The sequence below is a fragment of the Williamsia sp. genome (assembly GCF_036566845.1).
Classification (GTDB): Bacteria; Actinomycetota; Actinomycetes; order Mycobacteriales; family Mycobacteriaceae; genus Williamsia.
On record NZ_DATCVM010000105.1, the window covers coordinates 1 to 19530 of the forward strand.

Annotated in this window: 14 protein-coding genes; 6 read left to right on the forward strand and 8 right to left on the reverse strand. The window is 62.9% G+C overall.

The window, feature by feature from the left end; translation table 11 throughout:
• Positions 1-1334, reverse strand: a 1334-nt coding sequence (locus tag VIQ49_RS09120) for an amidase (RefSeq protein WP_331883489.1), incomplete at its 3' end; no start/stop codon positions are given.
• 150 nt (positions 1335-1484) lie between these two features.
• Here VIQ49_RS09120 and VIQ49_RS09125 point away from each other — a divergent pair.
• Positions 1485-2201, forward strand: coding sequence for a maleate cis-trans isomerase (locus tag VIQ49_RS09125; protein ID WP_331883492.1), 717 nt, complete (start codon positions 1485-1487; stop codon positions 2199-2201).
• 5 nt (positions 2202-2206) lie between these two features.
• Here VIQ49_RS09125 and VIQ49_RS09130 read toward each other — a convergent pair whose 3' ends face one another.
• The gene (locus VIQ49_RS09130) at positions 2207-2593 is read right to left on the reverse strand and encodes a PPOX class F420-dependent oxidoreductase (RefSeq protein ID WP_331883494.1); all 387 of its coding nucleotides are present in this window, start codon (positions 2591-2593) and stop codon (positions 2207-2209) included.
• A gap of 203 nt (positions 2594-2796) precedes the next feature.
• Here VIQ49_RS09130 and VIQ49_RS09135 point away from each other — a divergent pair, with 203 nt between their 5' ends.
• A complete protein-coding gene (locus tag VIQ49_RS09135) occupies positions 2797-3945 on the forward strand; it encodes a multidrug effflux MFS transporter (RefSeq protein ID WP_331883778.1) in 1149 nt (382 codons plus the stop codon).
• A gap of 77 nt (positions 3946-4022) precedes the next feature.
• Here VIQ49_RS09135 and VIQ49_RS09140 read toward each other — a convergent pair whose 3' ends face one another.
• Positions 4023-4793: an Asp/Glu/hydantoin racemase gene (locus VIQ49_RS09140; RefSeq protein WP_331883496.1), complete on the reverse strand. Its 771-nt coding sequence runs from the start codon at positions 4791-4793 to the stop codon at positions 4023-4025.
• 177 nt (positions 4794-4970) lie between these two features.
• Here VIQ49_RS09140 and VIQ49_RS09145 point away from each other — a divergent pair, with 177 nt between their 5' ends.
• Complete coding sequence (locus tag VIQ49_RS09145; RefSeq protein ID WP_331883498.1) at positions 4971-6206, forward strand: GNAT family N-acetyltransferase; 1236 nt, start codon at positions 4971-4973, stop codon at positions 6204-6206.
• 200 nt (positions 6207-6406) lie between these two features.
• Here VIQ49_RS09145 and VIQ49_RS09150 read toward each other — a convergent pair whose 3' ends face one another.
• On the reverse strand, positions 6407-7054 hold the full coding sequence (locus VIQ49_RS09150; RefSeq protein ID WP_331883501.1) for a TetR family transcriptional regulator: 648 nt from the start codon (positions 7052-7054) through the stop codon (positions 6407-6409).
• A gap of 151 nt (positions 7055-7205) precedes the next feature.
• Between VIQ49_RS09150 and VIQ49_RS09155 the strand changes: the two genes are divergently transcribed.
• Together VIQ49_RS09155 and VIQ49_RS09160 are read left to right on the forward strand one after the other, a co-directional pair.
• Entirely contained in the window at positions 7206-8762 is a 1557-nt protein-coding gene (locus tag VIQ49_RS09155) for an MFS transporter (RefSeq protein ID WP_331883504.1), read from the forward strand.
• A gap of 182 nt (positions 8763-8944) precedes the next feature.
• Positions 8945-9760, forward strand: coding sequence for a MerR family transcriptional regulator (locus VIQ49_RS09160; RefSeq protein ID WP_331883506.1), 816 nt, complete (start codon positions 8945-8947; stop codon positions 9758-9760).
• A gap of 185 nt (positions 9761-9945) precedes the next feature.
• On the opposite strand, the gene VIQ49_RS09165 is transcribed toward VIQ49_RS09160, so the two are convergent.
• The gene (locus VIQ49_RS09165; RefSeq protein ID WP_331883508.1) at positions 9946-10578 is read right to left on the reverse strand and encodes a DUF222 domain-containing protein; all 633 of its coding nucleotides are present in this window, start codon (positions 10576-10578) and stop codon (positions 9946-9948) included.
• A gap of 238 nt (positions 10579-10816) precedes the next feature.
• Positions 10817-13369, reverse strand: coding sequence for an ATP-dependent chaperone ClpB (gene clpB / locus VIQ49_RS09170; RefSeq protein ID WP_331883510.1), 2553 nt, complete (start codon positions 13367-13369; stop codon positions 10817-10819).
• A 565-nt stretch (positions 13370-13934) separates the two neighbouring features.
• Between clpB and VIQ49_RS09175 the strand changes: the two genes are divergently transcribed.
• Positions 13935-14909 carry a PD-(D/E)XK nuclease family protein gene (locus VIQ49_RS09175; RefSeq protein WP_331883513.1) on the forward strand — a complete coding sequence of 325 codons (975 nt, stop codon included), beginning with the start codon at positions 13935-13937 and terminating at the stop codon, positions 14907-14909.
• Between the two features lie 49 nt (positions 14910-14958).
• On the opposite strand, the gene VIQ49_RS09180 is transcribed toward VIQ49_RS09175, so the two are convergent.
• Both VIQ49_RS09180 and VIQ49_RS09185 read right to left on the reverse strand, forming a co-directional pair.
• On the reverse strand, positions 14959-18411 hold the full coding sequence (locus VIQ49_RS09180; protein WP_331883516.1) for a DEAD/DEAH box helicase family protein: 3453 nt from the start codon (positions 18409-18411) through the stop codon (positions 14959-14961).
• Positions 18412-18601: 190 nt separating this feature from the next.
• Positions 18602-19426: a hypothetical protein gene (locus tag VIQ49_RS09185; RefSeq protein ID WP_331883519.1), complete on the reverse strand. Its 825-nt coding sequence runs from the start codon at positions 19424-19426 to the stop codon at positions 18602-18604.
• Positions 19427-19530 lie beyond the last annotated feature (104 nt).

The following is a 19530-nucleotide window of genomic DNA, read 5'->3' on the forward strand; positions in this document are numbered from 1 at the left end:
ACTCGCTGGTCGCCATGCCGCGGCCCGACGATCTGCAGGCCGAACGGAAGGCCGTCGACGATGCCACAGGGCACGGTGACAGCGGGCTGCTGTGTCAGGTTGAACGGATAGGTGTACGGCGTCCAGCTGGTCCAATCCGGATCCGAACTGTCCGGCGGCACATCCGTTCCCGCCGCAAAAGCGACGTCGGGGATCGTCGGGGTGACCAGGACGTCGTAGTCCTGATGCAGCAATCCCATCTTTCGCCCGAGGTCCATGCGCACGGTCGTGGCGTCGATGAAGTCGCCGGCCGAGTAGTTCGAATGCCGCGACAACGCCTGCACCAGTGAAGGATCCACCTTCTCCGCGGCACCGTCCCCGTAGGCGGCGAGCACCACGGCGGCGCCACTGAACCACAGCACGTGATACGCCCAGACCGGGTCGTCGAGCGACAGGTCGATCTCCTCGACCGTGGCGCCGAGACCCGTGAACGTCTCGAGTGCGTCCCGGACCCCGGCCTCGACAGCGGGATTGTTGATCCCGTAGCCGAGGTTCGGACTGAACGCGACGCGGAGGCCATCGAGCGGATCTTTCGTCAGGTCGATGGGGTCGGCCGCGGCCAGAGCCGACCAGTCCCGGGCATCGAACCCGCTGATGACGTCGAGCATCGCCGCGACATCGGCAACACTGCGTCCCATCGGCCCCACGTGCGCGAGGGTTCCGAACGGGCTCGCCGGATAGATCGGCACCCGGCCATAGGTGGGTTTGAAACCCACCACACCGCAGAACGCCGCGGGGATCCGGATGGAGCCGCCGCCGTCCGTCCCGACCGACAACACGCCCAGCCCCGCCGAGACGGCGGCCGCACCGCCACCGCTCGATCCCCCGGAAGTCCGATCGAGATTCCACGGATTCCGCGTGATGCCACAGGACGGACTGTCCGTCACGCCCTTCCAGCCGAACTCGGGGGTGGTGACCTTGCCCAGGAGGACGGCACCGGCCTCCCGCAGCCGGGCCACAGCAGGCGAATCCTCCGGCCAGGGCTGGTCGGGGTTGATCAGCTCCGACCCCCGCAGCGTCGGTCTCCCAGCGGTCAACAGCAGGTCTTTGATGGTCACCGGCACCCCGTCGAGCGGGCCCAGCGGCGATCCCTGTCGGTGACGCTGCGCCGAGAGTTCGGCGTCTCGCCCGGCCGAATCAGCCCAGACCTGCGTAAACGCGTTGATCGACGGGTTGAGGCGCTCGATCGCGTCGAGTGTTTCCGAGGTCACGTCGATCGGCGAGATCTCACCAGAGGAATAGCGAACCTGCAGGTCAGTGACACCGAGGTCGCGAGATTCCGAGTTCCGTCGCATGTCCACGATGTTCAGTTCGCCTCCGTCCGGCCACAGTGCTCCACCTTGGTAGATTGTTGACAATTTACCGTAAGCTCTCGAGGAGACAAAGTCCCCCGCCGCCTCATATCCCGATCTGCCCAGTTCAACCGGCGAAAGGAACCCGGATCAATGGTGACCACCGTTGGCATGCTGTACCCCGGCAACGCCGCCGAGGACGACTACCCGCTGCTCGAACAGATCCTGGGCGACAACATCGCGCTGCCCGTGGTCATCACCAGCGTGGGGGTCGACGCGCATGAGGTCGAGGCCCTGCTCGACCTCGGAAGTAGCGAACGGCTACTCGACGGTGCCCGGCAGGTCGCGCAGCACCGACCCGATTCGGTCATGTGGGCGTGCACCTCGGGCAGTTTCGTTTTCGGCTGGAATGGCGCCCACCAACAGGCCGGCGAGATCAGCGAAACACTCGGTATTCCAACAGGTTCGACGTCGATCGCATTCGCTGCGGCATGCCGGGCTCTGGAACTCGAACGCGTTGCGGTGGCCGCCACCTACCCCGACGACGTGTCCCGGCACTTCTCGAAATTCCTTGCCGCAGCGGGTGTCGCCGTCACCGAGCTGGTCTCACACGACATCCCCACCGCCGCATTGGCCGGCGAACTCGGGCACGACGACGTGCTCGACCTGGCACGGAGCAACGACTCCACCGAGGCCCGCGCCATTCTGATCCCCGATACCGCGCTGCACACCGTCGCCTGGATCGACGAACTCGAAGAGGTCCTGGGCAAACCTGTGCTGACGGCCAATCAGGTGACCGCCTGGTACGGGCTGCTCCTCGCCGGCAATCAGGTCACCAGCGATCGCCTCGGAACACTGTTCCGGCAGTAGGCGCCTCAGGCGTCGGCCACGACCGACAGTCCGATCGTCCCGTTCTTGCCACGCCGCAGCAGGCTTCCCTTCACCGTCAGCCACCCCAGGATCCCGTATTTCTTCACGATCACCTTGCGGGCGTGATCGGTTCCGGCCGCGTCCAAGACCCTTCCGGTTCCGTGGACGGGTGGACCAAATGTCTCCTTGCCGCGCACGTCACAGGCCTGCACGATCACCGCGGTGTTGCGGCGCAGCCGTTTGACCTTCCACGAATCGGAGACGGTCCACATCAGCAGCTCGTCACCGTCGAGTGCGGCCCAGATCGGCGATGCCACCGGGGTGCCGTCCTTACGAAAAGTCGTCAGTCGCACGTACTTTGCGGTACCAGCTTGTCCAAACGGCGCGGTCATCGAAAAACCCTCTCCTCGCGGACTCGTGGCGTTGATGCCACGCATCCGACAGGGAATCGATGCTACGCAACCAGAGGGCGTGTTGCGCGCGCCGATAGGATTTCCCAGTGGTCAGACCGATAGGAGGACAGCCGAACGCCCGTGAACCGGACGTCGCGCCTCGCGCGGACGGTGGCGCGTTCGGCGGCGGTATCGGCGTGCCGATGTTCCTGGCTCTGGTCCTGTTGTCCGCAACCGCCCCGCTGGCGACCGACCTGTATCTGCCGGGCCTGCCGACCGTGGCAGATTCGCTGCACACCACCAATGTGACCACCCAGCTCACACTGACGACGTTCATGTTCGGCATGGGTGTCGGGCAGCTGCTGACCGGAGCCCTCTCCGACGGCTGGGGCAGACGGCGTCTATTGATCGGCGGGACGATCGCCTTCGTCGTCGCGAGCGTTCTGTGCGCGCTCGCTCCGTCGATCGCCGTTCTGATCGCCGCCCGACTCTTGCAGGGATTCGCCGGTGGGATGGGAATCGTGTTGTCCCGGGCGGTCATCTCCGATCGCGCCCGCGGAGACAGCGCGGCACGGCTGTTCAGCCTGATGATGCTCGTCGGCGCCACGGCACCTGTCGTCGCGCCCATCCTGGGCGGCGTTCTCCTGAGCCCGATCGGGTGGCGCGGCATCTTCTGGGTCCTGGCCGGCATCGGCGGTGTCATGCTCATCGACGTACTCACCATGATCCCCGAGACACTCCCGGCCGAGAAACGACACGGCATCAGCCTCACGAGGCTGGCCGCCAACTTCGGAAAGGTACTGCGCAACCGCAGGTTTGTGGCCTATACAGCCACGCTGGCCCTCGCATTCGGCGTGATGTTCTCGTACATTTCGGCCTCGCCGTTCGTGGTACAGGAGATCTTCGGGTTCTCCCCCTCCCAGTTCTCGATGGTGTTCGCGGTCAACTCTGTGGGACTGGTTCTCGCCAGCGCGATCAATACCCGCCTGATCGGTCGGGTGCACGTCCGCACTCTTCTCGGAATCGGCCTGGTCTTGATCAGTTCCTCGAGTGTCGTCTTACTCGTCCTGGCCCTGACGACACCGACGTCGACGTGGGTCTTCTTACCGTTTCTGTTCGTCACGGTGCTCGGAATGGGTTTCACCATGGGCAATTCGGTCGCCCTGGCCATCGACCAGGCCCACGAGGTCGCCGGCACCGGCTCGGCCCTGATCGGCGCATCGCAGTTCACCCTCGCGGCCATCGTGTCACCCCTCGTCGGGATCGGCGGCGAAGGCACATCGGTGCCGATGGCCCTGACGATGACGATCTGCGCCGCACTCGCCGCCGCCGCGTTCCTGCGATCCAGATAGGTGCAGGTCGGGACCAGTCGATGAGGCGACCAGTCGTTCAGGCAGTCAGGTGGTCAGGCAGTCAGGCAGTCAGGCAATCAGGCAACGCGGCCGAACAATGACTGCGCGGCACAGGGTTCAGCGGTGTGGTCCGCAACGCCGGCGTCCTGCAACGTGGCCCAGGCAGTCACCTGATTCGCCGACAGCACCGGCTTCCCGAGCTCCTGTTCCAGCGCCGAAAGGATGTCGTAGGTGGGCAGATTGGTGCACGACACGAATATCGCGTCGGCCTCGGGCGAGTCTGCCGCGCGGATCAGATCGGCGGTGACGCTGTACGGAATCGTCCAGATGTCGTGGTCGTAGCCCAGACCGGCCTGCGAGACCACCGACCGGCCGGACTCGGCGAGGAAGTCGCACAGCAAGTCGGTCAGGGACGCCACGTACGGGGTGGCCACCGCGATCCGGCCCAGGTCCATCACATCGAGCGCCCGGAGAAGGGCTTCCGACGTGGTGACCGCGGCCGGGGCGCCGGCAGCCCGCATACAGTCCGACAACGCGATGGCGCCGGCCATGCCATGAACGAAGCTGCCCGAGGCGCAGGCGTATCCGACGGCAGCGGGCCGGACGCCGAGCACACTGCGGACCGCGGCGGAGATCTGGTCGTGTTCGCCGAGGGCACTGACCATCTCGACGTCCACGGCGCGAGTCGGGGGCATCGGTGTGCGGGTGAAATAGAGCGACACCGACCACGGCATCCAACGCCAGAGTTCACGGTCGGTTGCCATGTCGAACGGGCAGACCATACCGATCCCGATATCTGTTCCCGGCGCCTCCGCATCGGGCACCGGACGCAGGAAATGACTGTCCATCAGCCGATGATGGCACCCGGCGATCCTCACGACAATCGTTGGAAGATCAAATCCCGGTTACGAATGCCGATCGTCTGCCGGCCAGGTCGCGGTGGGCACGCGCAGTCCCTCTCGTAGTCTCGACAAGGTCGGTTGAGCCGACGCGTGACCACGAGGCACCAACGCGAGGAGTCATCCATGAGCGCAGAGATCCGGGTACTCGATCACCCGCACGAATCCGGTCAGGCACTTCGTATCTTCGGGCGGGCCATGGTTGGCCTGGCCGGCATCAACCAGCTCGATCCCGAGCGCGTGCTCGAACCGGGACGTTTCCTCGGCGCCGTGGAGTCCGGCACAGCAGGCTCGGGCACAGCAGGCTCCGACACAGTGGTGGGTGGGGCCGACTCGTACACGAGCTGGCTCGCCGTACCCGGCGGCAACCGTGTTCCCCACGCGGCTGTGACACACGTCGGAGTGCTGCCCACTCACCGGCGCCGCGGCATCGTCCGCCGGCTGATCACCGCTCAACTGGAAGATCTCGCCCGCCGCGGCGAGGTCGTCGCGACCCTGCGCGCGTCGGAGGCCACCATCTACGGCCGCTTCGGCTATGCCGTGGCGAGCAGTGCCGCGTCGATCGAAATCCTCAGTGCGCGAGCGGGTCTTCTTCCCACAGTTCCCGATCCGGGTCCGGTACGGCTGATCGACGACGACCCCGATTCAGGTGCGCTGACCCGCGAGATCTACTCTGGCGCCCGTTGGGCCGGCGCGATCGATCGGCCGGACGGTTGGTGGAATCTGCGCGATCTACAACGTGAGAAACAGAGCACACCAACCTATCTCGTCGCCTTCGAGGAGGACGGGGTCGGCACCGGGTACGCACGCTATCAACCCGCAGACCCGGCTCACTGGTTCACCAGCGACCGCCGCGAAGTGGTGGTCGACGACTTCGTGGCCAACTCCGACAAGGCGTACCTGGCGCTGATTCGGCACCTACTGTCACTCGACCTCGTCGATGTCATCATCTTCGCATCCCGGCCCCTCGACGACCCGCTGCCCATCCTCTTGAAAGACCCGCGAGCGGCGCGAGTTCGCTCGGTCAGCGACGAAACCTGGCTCCGCATAATCGATGTGGAGCCCGCACTGGCGGCCCGGCGCTACGGCGCCGCAGCGCCGGTGACCATCGCGGTGTCCGACCCACTCCTCGCGGGCAACAATGGAACCTTCGAGGTCGGCCCGGACAACGTCCGGAGAGTCGACACTGCCCCCGACATCTCGGTGGACGTCACCGGCCTCGCGGCGACCTATCTGGGCGGCACCACGTGGCAGCACCTGGCCTTGGCCGGTGTCGCGACCGCCCATACCGACGGCGCGGCCGGGCGCGCCGACAACCTGTTCGGCACCACCAGGCTCCCTCACTCGGGCACAATTTTCTGATGACTCCACGGCGGGGAACGCTGTCGAACAATTATGCAAGCCCGCCGCTTGATGTTGCCTTCGACCATATTTCGCGTTTGTCTTGACCGAGGGAATACCCCGACTCGGCAGCGCTGCAAGATCTCGGGTCGCGTTACCGAGCATCCTTTGCGGTGACCCGCCCTCCAGGAATTCGAGGCCTTACCGACCCGACCCGCCGGTCAGACGCTTCGGGCGATCTCACAGAAGGTCTTGTACGTGGCTTTGAGGGTCTCGCCGGCGACCGCCGAGTCGGCGACGTCGCCGGCGGGCCCGCATCGCCACCTGTCCATCGAAATACGTATCAGCGAGGTGAACACCGACACGATCACGCGGACTCGCGGATCGTCGGGGTCAACACCCATCCGCTCGGCCACCTTGGTGGTGATGCTGCGGAATTTCTTGTCGCCGAGTTCGATACTCCGCGCGTTCACCGACGGCGCGTTCTGGATGATCCGGTTCATCGTCTCGAACCGGGTGAGGTCGACCGCGCCCACCGGGCATCGACCGTCGAGAATCTGCACCTGCGCATTGACCAACGCCTCGATCTCATTGCCGGTCTTCGGCTGGGCATCGAGCGACGCCGCCATCGAGGCAATCATGTCCTCGACGGGCGCCAGGACAACGTCCTCTTTCGTCGCGAAGTAGCGATTGAACGTACGCGGCGAGATGTCGGCGACGTCGGAAATCTGATCAACGGTCGTGGATTCGAAGCCCTGTCGATCGCATAGATCGAGCGCCGCGGTGATCAGCCGATCACGCGTCTGCAGCTTCTTACGTTCCCGAAGACCGGCCTTGACCTGGCCTGTTCGGACTTCTGCGAGGGTCACGTCCACATGATAACCCCACTTCCTGAGATTCATGCTGACCCCGCCAATTGGCGATGTCCGAATTTTGGCGCTTGACGACTTCTGTCTGAACCTGCCATTATTGGCAGCGCATTGCATTCACGCGATCCAAACCTCCAGATTTGAGGATCCAGTGGCTTCATCTGACACAGTCATCTCCCAAGATTTGCCTGACCCCACAACCACCGCGAAGGCCACCGCGTCTCCGGCCGGCGATTCACGTCGTTGGTTCGCACTGGTGATCATCGCGCTCGCACAACTGATGGTGGTTCTCGACGCCAGCATCGTCACCATCGCATTGCCCTACGCCCAAGCCGATCTGGACATTTCGGACGCCAACCGCCAGTGGGCACTCACCGCCTACACGCTGATGTTCGGCGGCCTGCTCCTCCTGGGCGGCCGGATGGCCGACTACCTGGGCCGACGCAACATGTTCCTGGTCGGCCTGGTCGGATTCGCCGCATCGTCTGCGATGGCCGGCTTTGCCTGGGATGCGATGTCGTTCTTCGCCGGCCGCGCCCTCCAAGGTGCATTCGCCGCGATCCTCGCACCGGCAGCCCTGTCGCTGATCACCGTCACGTTCATCGAACAGCATGAACGAGCGCGTGCCTTCGCCGTCTACGCAGCAGTGTCCGGCGGTGGAGCAGCCATCGGCCTGATCGCCGGCGGCGCGCTCACCGAGTTCTTCTCCTGGCGCTGGACACTGCTGGTCAACACCCCGATCGCCATCATCGCCGCCATCGGCGCGCTCGCCCTGGTGGTCCGCGACAAGCCCTCGCCCAGGACCGGTGGATACGACATACCCGGCGCCGTGACGGTCACCCTCGGCCTGGTCGGCCTGGTCTACGGATTCACCAAGGCCGCTGAGGACGGATGGGGTTCGTCGACGACGGTTCTGCTGTTCGTCGCTGCCGCAGTGTTGCTCGCCGCGTTCGTGACGATCGAGCTGCGAACCACCAATCCGCTACTGCCACTGCGTATCCCCGGTGAGATCAACCGAGGCGGAGCCTACCTGGTCGCGTTCATCACCCCGACCGCGATGTTCGCGATGTTCTTGTTCCTCAGTTACTACTTCCAGAACATCCTCGGCAACAGTCCTATGCGAGCAGGCGTCTTGTTCCTGCCGTTCCCGATCGTGGTCATCATCTCGGCAGGCCTCACCAGTAGCTTGCTGCCGAGGTTCGGACCCCGACCGCTGATGATGGTCGGCACCGCCCTGGGTGGCGTGGGCTTTGCATACCTGGCACAGCTGGACTCGAACTCGAGCTGGGTGTCCCACGTCCTGCCGAGCGAAATTCTGATCGCGTTCGGAATGGGCCTGGTGTTCGTGGCATCGCAAACTGTTGCGCTGCACCGGATCAAGGCCGAAGACTCTGGGGTGGCCAGCGCTCTGCTGAACACCTCACAGCAGGTCGGCGGATCAGTTGGCATCGCCCTCCTGAGCACCATTGTGGCGCAGGCATTCTCAGGTCACAATGGTTCGGAGATGACACAGGATCCGACAACCGGGGCGATGGTCCCCGTCGACCCGGCCGGGTTCATGGACGCCAACATCCACAGCTACGATGTCGCCTTCTACTGGGGTGCGGGATTCATGGTCCTGGCGTTTGTGGTCTCGATGTTCATGATCCGGATGAACCGTCACGAGCTGGGCGACGAGCCGCAGAACGCGGTGGCAGTCGCTCACTGAGTCGCCCACGAGTCACCTCACAGGCTTTCCTTCCGCGTGTAGGTGACACGTCACCTGCACTGAACAAGAACCCCCCGCACCGATCCTGGTGCCGGGGGTTCTTGGCCATCCGCGTAAACGGCTACGGCGTAGGTTGAGTGCTTGACCCTCACACTGTGTCAGGCTGCAACGTGGAGACTGCCATGAACACCATCGGAGATTTTGCCAAGCTGGGCCGGGTATCGGTCCGGATGTTGCGGCACTACGACTCGATCGGGCTGCTCACCCCGTCACGGACCGACCCGCACAGCGGCTACCGGTTCTACGAGATGAGTCAGCTCAATCGGCTCAACCGCATTGTTGCACTGAAAGATCTGGGCCTACGCCTCGACGAGGTCCGCCAGATCGTCGACAACGAACTCACAGGCTCGGACCTGCGGGCGATGTTGCGGCTGCGACGCGCGGAAATCGAGTCCCAGATCCGCGACGACCAATTCCGGCTGGCCCGAGTGGAAGCACGACTCCGACTCATCGAAAGCGAGGACGGCATGTCCACCCCATCCATCACCACCAAAACCGTTGCCCCGACCCAGAACGTGGGTCTGCGTGCGCTGGCCGCCAGCCCCACCAACGAAGACATCGGACCGATCATTCGGCCGCTGTACCCGCGCGTTGTCGAAGCACTCCATGCTGCACGGGTCACGCCGGTGGGTCCCAGCGTCGCCTACTACTCTCCCGCTCCGGAGGAGTCCGAAGACGCGGTGTGGATCCACGCCACCTTCCCGGTGTTGTCCGAGTCTGTCGATGGTCTCGAGACCTTCGAGATCCCAGGCGGCGAGGTTGCATCACTGATCCACCGCGGCGCGATGGATTCAATCGATTCGGCCTACCAGAACCTCAACCGGTGGGTCACCGACCAGGGACTCACGCTCACCGGGCAGGGCCGGGAGACGTATCTCGAGATCGCCGACGACGAGGCCGACTGGGTCACCGAGGTCCAGGTGGACTTCGTCCGCTGATCGCCGAGCTCCCGAACACAGCCCTTGGCTCGCGGGCACCGGCCGGCCTCATTCGGGCCGGCCGGATTCGGGCTCGGCTTCGGGCTCAGGTCCGGGCTCTGAGTCTTTCTCCTTCGGCGGATCCGGTGGCGAGACGCCACATTCGCGTCTTCGTTGTTCGAGTTGCTCATTGCGGCGGGCCCGCATCAAAGGTTCGTGGACTGCCGACCCACACTCAATCCTCGATGCCGTGCACGGTCCGAGTCGTCGGTCAACGTGCCATCAGGATCGAGGTACTCCACAATCCGCTCACCGATCCGCTCCACCTCCGGCGGGGTGTACCGCCGGCATAGATGCGCAAGCGCGGCCTCGGCGTTTTCCCGCTCCTCCGCATCAACCTTCGCCGGGATCTTGGCCATCACATCCATGACGATCGCCGCGTGATCCAGGTCGATCTCACCTTCTCGCAATGACGCCGCCGTCTCGGGATACCGCTGTTCGATGACCTCGCCGCTGGGTGTCATCGACAGTGTCAGCGCGTCTGTCGCTTCCAACCGCTTACGGGCCACCCCGGGCCGCAGCCTCAGCAGGCTCTTGAGCATCGCGATCGGTGATCCGAAACCGACCTTCGAATATGCGCGGCGCACAGTGACTTCGCGAAGCATCGGCAACCCGGCCGCCTGCAACCGCCGAGAAGCGACCTCGATGCGCTCCACCAACCGGACACAGTCCTCGTCGGACGATGCCGTCAGATTTACCGCGGCCAACTGCTCCACAGCAGCATCGAGCCCCGACAACACACCCTCGGGTGATGTATCGAAGCCGGCCTGGTCTGACATTGAGAACCCCTGCACATTGACGAACCAAAGACGGAAAAGATGGCTTCAGAATGATTCGTCATCAGGAGACTGCGCTGGTTTCCAGACTACCCACAGCCCGCAGATAGGCAGTACGTATGTTCGAACTTCTTGCCGCAAATCCTCCCGCGCACGCACAAACCCCCCTGCACCGCGACGGTGCAGGGGGGTTCGTATTCAGTGCGTCGGTACTTCAGGACGAGTCGTCAGGCCCCGTCGATCAGCCCACCACCAGCGTTTCGCCGTCCGCGCTGGTGTTCACCGGGACGACGTCGCCGTCGGTGATCTCACCGGCCAGCAATGCCCTGGCGAGCTGGTCGCCGATGGACTGCTGAACCAGCCGGCGCAGTGGACGCGCACCGTAGAGCGGGTCGAATCCACGTGTGGCAAGCCACTTCTTGGCGTTCTCGGAGACCTCCAGGTCGAGCCGTCGCTGCGCCAGGCGCTTTTGCAACTGACCCAACTGGATGTCGACGATCGAGACCAGTTGTTCAGCAGTGAGTGCATCGAAAACCACGACATCGTCGAGGCGGTTGATGAACTCCGGCTTGAACGCCGACCGCACCGCTGCCATCACCTGATCCTTGGTTCCACCTGAACCCAGGTTGGACGTCAGGATCAAGATGGTGTTGCGGAAGTCGACTGTGCGTCCCTGTCCATCGGTCAGACGACCTTCGTCGAGAACCTGCAGCAGGATGTCGAACACGTCCGGATGCGCCTTCTCGACCTCGTCGAACAGCACCACCGTGTAGGGGCGCCGCCGAACCGCCTCGGTCAACTGGCCGCCGGCCTCATAGCCGACATAGCCCGGAGGTGCACCCACCATCCTTGCCACGCTGTGCTTTTCGCCGTACTCACTCATATCGATCCGGACCATGGCATGTTCGTCGTCGAACAGGAACTCGGCAAGAGCCTTGGCCAGCTCTGTTTTACCGACGCCGGTTGGACCGAGGAACAGGAACGAACCCAGCGGCCGGTTCGGGTCGGCAACTCCGGCCCGGGACCGGCGCACCGCGTCGGACACCGCTTCGACAGCAAGCTTCTGGCCGATCACCCGGGATCCGAGTTCCTGCTCCATCCGCAGCAATTTGGCGGTTTCCCCTTCGAGCATGCGCCCGGCGGGGATACCGGTCCAGGCCGAAACCACCTGTGCCACATCGTCCGGTCCGACCTCTTCCTGCAACATCACGTCACCGGTCGAGGCGGCACCCGACTTCGCCACGGCGGCGTCGAGTTCCTTTTCCAAGGTCGGGATGGTGCCGTACCGGAGTTCAGCCGCACGGCCGAGATCGCCGTCGCGTTCTGCCCTATCCGATTCGCCGCGAAGGGTTTCGAGGCGTTCTTTGAGGTCACGCACCGAGTCGATGGCGTTCTTCTCGCCCTGCCAGCGAGCCGAGAGCTCGTTGAGCTTCTCCCGCTGATCGGCCAACTCCTGACGGAGCTTGTCCAGGCGCACCTTCGATGCCGCGTCGGTCTCTTTTTCCAAGGCGACCTCTTCGACCTCGAGCCGGCGAACGACCCGCTCGACCTCATCGATTTCGACTGGGCGCGAATCGATTTCCATGCGAAGACGGGATGCGGCCTCATCGACCAGGTCGATGGCCTTGTCCGGCAGGAAGCGCGAGGTGATGTACCGGTCACTCAGTGTCGCAGCGGACACCAGTGCGGAGTCCGTGATCCGGACGCCGTGGTGCACCTCGTAGCGCTCCTTGAGCCCGCGCAGGATGCCGATGGCGTCTTCGACCGACGGCTCACCGACATACACCTGCTGGAAACGACGTTCGAGCGCCGCGTCCTTCTCGATGTACTGGCGGTACTCGCTGAGCGTGGTGGCACCCACCAACCGCAGTTCACCGCGGGCGAGCATCGGCTTGATCATGTTGCCGGCGTCCATCGCGGAGTCGCCGGTGGCACCGGCACCCACGATGGTGTGCAGCTCGTCGATGAACGTGATGACCTGTCCGGCAGAGCCTTTGATCTCTTCCAGGACCGCCTTCAGGCGCTCCTCGAATTCACCGCGGTACTTGGCACCGGCAACCATCGAACCCATGTCGAGGGAGACGACGGTCTTGCCACGCAGGCTCTCGGGGACGTCGCCGGCGATGATGCGCTGGGCCAGTCCTTCCACGATCGCCGTCTTGCCCACACCGGGTTCGCCGATGAGGACCGGGTTGTTCTTGGTCCGACGACTCAGCACCTGCACGACGCGACGGATCTCGGTGTCGCGGCCGATGACCGGATCGAGCTTGCCTTCACGAGCGGCAGCGGTCAGGTCGGTGGAGTACTTCTCCAACGCCTGATATGTGCTTTCCGGATCGGCCGAGGTCACGCGAGCACTGCCACGCACCGCGACAAACGCGTCCTGAAGCGCTTTGGCGGTTGCGCCGGCACCGGCGAGCAACTTGGCGACGTCGGAGTCGCCCTTGGCCAGGCCGACAACAAGATGCTCGGTCGAGACGAACTCGTCATCGAGTTCACCGGCGAGCTGTTGCGCCGCCGAGATGGCCGCGATGCTCTCCCGGCTCAGTTGCGGGGTCGAGCTGGCACCGGAGGCCTTGGGCATCCGGTCGACGATCTGTTGCGCGGCGGCGCGGATCTGCGCAGGGTCAACGCCAACCGCCTTGAGCAGCGGCGCAGCGATTCCGTCGGACTGATCCAGCAGTCCGACCAGCACATGGGCGGGCCGAACATCGGGGTTACCGGACGCAGCGGCATCCTGGATCGCGGCCGACAACGCGGCCTGCGTCTTGGTGGTGGGGTTGAAGCTGTCCACGAGTCACCTTCCTTCTAAGGTCTATACAAGCAGTTTCGGGTCGCCATTGCGCCCGTTCAGAAGGTGTAACGCACCAAGACTTGAGTCTGTTCCGCTCAACTGTGAAATTGTCGAGAATGTTCTCGGACGATCTCCGGCTGCCGCGCTCGCATGAAGTCTGGACTGGTGGACGAAATTTCTGGACTACTGGACTGGATCGCCTCAGGAGTCACAAAGTCTGGACGATGTGTGACCCACATCACTCTAGAAGCCGCTGATCGAGCCTGTGGCTCGGCCCCGATCGCGTAAACCGCCCACAACCGAGACAGTAAACCGGAGGTGCCAAAGCCTCCCCAAACGCCAACACCAAGTAGCTTGGGCTGATGCTGGCTCCATACTTCACAGTTGACAAGATCGCAGTTGTATCAGCGCAGGCGGACTATACGACTTCGTAGTGAGCACTTCACCCGAAAGTCCCGATGGCTCCGCGCTCGACAACGCGGCGGGGCTATTGGGTCGTGTCCTACGGAACGAAGTGGACGTAGCGTCACTTCTCGGATTCTTGGCCGCACGCGATCCTTGCCCCTTGCAGCAGTTCCTCGATTTGCCGGAGCCAATTCGCAACGTACGGGTCGAAGTACAGTTCGCGAATACGAGCCGATTGGACGTCGTGCTCGATGGCGGCAGGGGGCCGATTGCAGTTCTTGAACTGAAGGTGTCCGCCACTGAGCACGGCGATCAACTCGCGCGATATGAGCAGTTCGCCTCTCGATACGGCGCAGCAAAGTACCTCGCCGACCTCGAACTCCCCGAGAGTTCTTCACCGAATGGGTGGACCCGAGTAGGCCTGGCAGAGTTGTTCGGTTGTTGGGTTGGTTCTGCGGATGCGACGACGAATGTATTCAGCACAGAGATCTCAAATGTGTTTCGCCAGTGGCACAAGCAGGCGCTGGGGCCACTGAGCAGTATGGACCGGGCCATGTTTCCGATCGTGCTGAGGTCCGTAAGCGCGGCCCTTTGCCGTGAGGGATTCAGTGCGTATGCAACTGGAACATCCGCTGGACAACCAAGCTTGGTCGTTTTCAAACCGCACCCGTCTGGGATGGACCGCGCCTACCTCTGCGTGGATATCAGGTGTCAGAATAAGAACGATCCCGCCGTCCCGTGGCTCTTTCGCATTGGCGTCCACGTCGATGAAGGCGATCACCTCCCTTCAGATCGCCGCCTCGCTCATGAGCTGGCCTCCCAGCTGGAGTCTGCACTGAACCTTGTAGATCTCCGAGCAGGTGTCTCGCACATCGCTTCCGACCATGTCGTGGAGGCGATTTCCGGAGCCCGCCCCCTCAAAGCACCGCGAAATCACAGGTCCGCCATTACTCGTTGGCTCGAAGGCGTTGACGAAGCCGGCAACGGGGCCGTTTTCCGGCACCCTGTCTTTCACCATGACAAGGGCCGAAGACTCTGCGCCCAGTTCTCGCTCGACACCAGCAAGGTCAGCTCGTCCGACATCCACGCACTGGCCCAAGCGACGTTGACCTATCTATCGGAGAAGTCGAGATAATCCGTGAGCTCGATGCGGACGAACAAGAAGGTCGAGACACTCCCGGCCTTTACGCAGTCCGACCTCCAGCCGACTCGTTAAAGTCTTCAATTACCTTGACGAGCTGGGTAAGAGCAGAGATCTCGAAGACCTGATCCGGCCCTTGTGGCGCCTTGTCGGTGAACGGCGGATCATAGAGCTGTGCGGGGTCCATCGCGCCATTGCGCGTCAGGTGTTCGACGATGAGGCCGACGAAGTCGATCTGGCTGGCCGTCGCGTTGGACTGCGTGAGGAATTGCGCGAACTGCTCGTTGACGGCTTCCCGGTCCAGCCCGACGAGGGATCGGATGAACCGTCCGAGTCCTTCGGCGTCGTCGATGGCTCGCTGCAGCTCATCGGGTGAACCCGCCCCGCTGCGAGCCAGGAGTTCTTGCAAGGAGTCCAGATCAGCCTGGGTGAGCGGCTTTCCGGTGCGCAGCTTCTGCAGCGCGAGGTTGTCCGGTTGACGGCGCAGATAGTCGCGCACCTTTGCGGTGAACCGTTCCTTGTCGGTGCCGGACACCATATGCGGCATATCGATCTCTTCAACCTCACCGGTAAAGGTGTCTTCGAGATCGGTATACACAATCGCCTGTTTGGTCTTTTCCAACAGTCCGACGAGCGACCGGAGTTCCTTGCGGGCTCCTTCGAGCATCTCCGGGGTGATGTCAACCCACCATTCGTCGGACGCGACCTCGCGCAAGAGTTCCTCTGCGGCTTTGATTTTCGGAATGGTGAGCTGTTCCAGAAGTCCGTCTGCGATCTCGCGAACTCGCACTCCTTGTCGATCGAGTGCAGTCTCGTCCCCCTCGATCACCGCGAGCTGGCTGCTCAGCACCATCAGATCAAACCGCTTGGCCATCTCGTCGGTATCTCGAATGGTCGTCGGCAACGGAGCGAAGCTGTCGACGATCTCGCGGACCTTCTGCTCGGTCAACGACTCCCATGCAGCGCGGTCACGATAGACCTCTATCTGACGCCGCTTGGGCCGCACCAAGAAGTTGTCGAGGTTCATTGCCTGCACATATGTGTGCAGCCCGTCGGCGATTTCCCTACGCAGTTCAGCGCTTGTGTGTGCGCGGTCGAGCGCAAACACCACGTCGGTGCGTGCGGTGAACAGGCGCTGCGACAACGACGGGGCCAAACGTCCCTCGGCCGGTGCTGGATGTGCGTTGAAGAACTCGACGTTGCCGCACAGATCGAAGATGAAGAAGTCGGTCTTGTCTTGGCCGGGACCGTAGAGGTCAGGTCGCATTCGGGTGCCGCGCCCCACCATCTGCCAAAACTTGGTTTTTGACCGGATTGGTTTGAAGAACATCAGGTTGACGACATCGGGGACGTCGATACCGGTGTCGAGCATGTCGACCGAGACTGCGATTTGTGGCTCAGACTCTGTCTGAGAGAACTTGTCGATCAGGTCTTGGCCGTGCGATACGGAGTGGGTGATCACCGAGGCAAAGGTGCCCCGATACTGCGGGTAGTTGTGGTCGAAACGCTGCGCGATGAAGTCGGCGTGACGCTGATTCTTTGCGAAGACTATGGTCTTGCCGAGCCGGTCACCACCGGCTACCCGATGTCCACGGGTCATCAGAACTTCGAGGGCTTTGTCAACGGTGTCGGTGTTGAAGAGCCATTTGTTGACTGCTTCGGCATTGACGATGTCGGGGAACTCGTCGTCGTCGCCGTCGTCACCCCAGTCCTCAGACTCCCATCTCTTTTTCTCGGCCTCAGACAGGTCGTCGTACTTGATACCCTGCCGTGGGAAGGCAAGCGGGACTGTCACCGCACGCGGCGGCACGAGCCATTTGTCCCGGATTGCCTCCTCAAGGCTGTAATCATCAGTGGGAACACCGGTTTCGAGATTGAACAGCTGATACGTGTTGTAGTCGACTTCATCCTTGGGTGTCGCGGTGAGACCGAGCAGCAGCGAGTCGAAGTACTCGAAGATTCGGCGATACTTTTGATACACCGATCGGTGCGCCTCGTCGATAATGACGAGGTCGAAGTGCCCTGGACCGAATCGTCGCCGTCCGTCGTCGACTTCGTTGATCAACCCCATCATCGTGGGGTAGGTGGAGACGTAGATGCGGCCGTCGGTGTTCTTTTCAGTCAGCAGGTTCACTGGGAGTGCTTCTGGCAAGAACGTTTTGAAAGCGTTGGTCGCCTGCTTCACCAGCGCCACTCGATCGGCCAGAAACAGGATGCGTTTGGTCCAGTTGGCGCGTATCAGCATGTCCGACAAGGCGATCACCGTGCGCGTCTTCCCCGAACCAGTCGCCATCACCAGCAGCGCGGCGCGCTGCGGTTTGTCTCCTTCAAAGCTCTCGGTGACGTGCCGGATGGCGCGCGTCTGATATGGCCGCTCGACGATGACAGTGGGCACGTCTATCTCGGCGAGCTTTCTGCGGCTTGCGCGACGCTGGACTTCAAGCTGCAGCTCGTCCCTGGTGTAAAAGCCTTCGACCCCACGCGGCGGGTAACGCAGATCGTCCCAGAAGTAGGTGTCAAAACCGTTGGTGTAGAAGATGAGTGGTCGTTGTCCGGTCATCTCTTGCAAGCAGTCTGCATAGAGCTTCGCCTGATGTTTGCCGACGCCGGCATCGGATGACGTACGTTTCGCCTCCACAACCGCCAGCGGTAGCCCGTCGAGTCCCCACAGAACGTAGTCGACGAATCCGGACTTTCCGTCGGGCATCCCGGTGACCGGGTATTCACGGTCCCGAGCTTGATCGAGTGGCCACCCCGCCTCGTGGAGGAGGAGGTCGATGATGTCGGCGCGGGTCCGCGCTTCGTCGTAGTCGTGGGTATCGGGCTTTCCGGTGGCGGCAGCCTTGGCCGCGGCGACTTCGGATTGCAGCTTGGCAACTAGATCTTCCAGGCTTGCCTTCGCGGCATCGGCAGCTTTGAGCTCGTCGTTGCGAGCCAAGAGCTGCTCGGTGAGGTCCGCACGTTGCGCGGCGGCCTGCTCAAGCTCGGCATCTTTGGCCTGCAGCTGTGCGTTGACCTGTTGCAGCTGGACCAACGTTTTGGCAACGGCTGGTCCTCCGCCGGGCTTGGGCAGCCGCTCACGATCGAATTGGAGCGCAGGGGACGGCTTGGATTCCGGTAGTGAAGCGTACTCACGCGCCATCCAGGACAGAAGGTGGAACAGATCCTCCAGGACCCGCAGCCCGAACTCCTTGCTAACCGGCCGATCGTCGTGAACGGCGTGGTTGCCGCTCTTGCGGATCAGGTTCATTTTCGGAAACAATTGAGGCGGTAGCAGCGCCTGGAAGCTCGGGTCGTGAATACGTGCCGACAGGTCGTCCCGATAGGGTTCCTGGAGGTGATTCGCGGTGTACAGCCACTTCACCGCGGATTCGAGCGTTCGGCGCGCGTAGAAGCAAGTGGTCCGCGGATCGAAAAGTGCGTCACGCTCTGCGCTCTTCGCGCTGGTATGAACCTGCGGCCACTCGCTCTGCAGAAACTCAAAATTGCTGGCCACGCTGCCTCCTTTCAGCTATCCGATACAGACACAAGTAAACACACCGACATCAGATTCGGCCACGCTGCACGAACAGACCTACCGTGCATGCCCTGAGATGAAGTGTGCCGAACAGAGCAAGCTACCAAGAGCGTCGGACAACCCATGATTGCGAGCCCTCGGCGCCCTTCATCTGCCGTGGTCTTTGACATCACAGACGCCACAGCCCGCGGAGTGCTGCCAGTTCGTTGGTGTCCGTGATCTTCCGGCCGTCGTCCTCGAGTTCGAAGTCTGGTAGGCCCGCCTGTGCGAGTTCCGCGAGTACGTCCTTCCGCGACAGTGTCTTGTCCTCTGATCGGTACCTCAACGTGACTAAGTACTGCCGCTTTCGTCGTGGCACTAGTGCGACATCTTCTACCACTGCCGGTGGCCTGACAGACACGCGGTTGTTCCCCGCCGTGCGAATCAGGATCAGCACATCACCATTCCTGTAGGGCACCTTGCCGTCATAGAGCCAGGCATAGAACCCAAACTTTGAATCCGGGCCGAGCGCGCTTCGGACACGTGCGCGGCGATCCCGCTCGAGTCGCTTGGCATCGTCGGAGAACTCAATGGGCTCTTCGCCTTCCAGAAAGAGCTCAGTCAGGGGATCGGGCAGATTCCTGGTGTCCGCAGGAGGCTGGCCAGTCACGCCGGGGATGTTGATCCGGGGCACGTGTGGCGACGCATCACGAATCTTCCGTGCGCGTTTGATGAACAGCTCATTGATTTCTTTGCCGCCGCGGATCTCCTTCTTCACGAAGGCCTTCACGTCTTCGAGAACCGACCGCTGGTCTGTGACGATCACTGCTTCGCTGGACTGCTGAGAGTTCCGGGAGGCGTTTGCCGAACCCACCACGGCAGTCGTCCGGGTGGCCAGCACTTTGGCATGCAGATTGCTTGAGCTCACCAGCCGTACGCCCCGGTCGAAGAAAGCCTGAAGTGCTTCTGGCGACGTTGCATGCGCGGCGATCGCGTCGTCACCGGCGTTGACCACGATGACGTCGCGCCTTCCAAATCTGTCGAGGAGATTCGGCGCCGAAGCGCCGAGAAATGCTATGGCTGCGTATCGCGGCCCGGCTTTGCGGGCGACGTCCGAGA

Excerpts from the sequence above, each read along its gene's own strand:
- VIQ49_RS09165 (WP_331883508.1), bottom strand. The coding sequence starts at position 10,578 with ATGTCAGACCAGGCCGGCTTCGATACATCACCCGAGGGTGTGTTGTCG.
- VIQ49_RS09140 (WP_331883496.1), bottom strand. The coding sequence starts at position 4,793 with ATGGACAGTCATTTCCTGCGTCCGGTGCCCGATGCGGAGGCGCCGGGA.
- VIQ49_RS09160 (WP_331883506.1), top strand. The coding sequence starts at position 8,945 with ATGAACACCATCGGAGATTTTGCCAAGCTGGGCCGGGTATCGGTCCGG.
- VIQ49_RS09125 (WP_331883492.1), top strand. The coding sequence starts at position 1,485 with ATGGTGACCACCGTTGGCATGCTGTACCCCGGCAACGCCGCCGAGGAC.
- VIQ49_RS09130 (WP_331883494.1), bottom strand. The coding sequence starts at position 2,593 with ATGACCGCGCCGTTTGGACAAGCTGGTACCGCAAAGTACGTGCGACTG.
- VIQ49_RS09135 (WP_331883778.1), top strand. The coding sequence starts at position 2,797 with ATGTTCCTGGCTCTGGTCCTGTTGTCCGCAACCGCCCCGCTGGCGACC.
- VIQ49_RS09145 (WP_331883498.1), top strand. The coding sequence starts at position 4,971 with ATGAGCGCAGAGATCCGGGTACTCGATCACCCGCACGAATCCGGTCAG.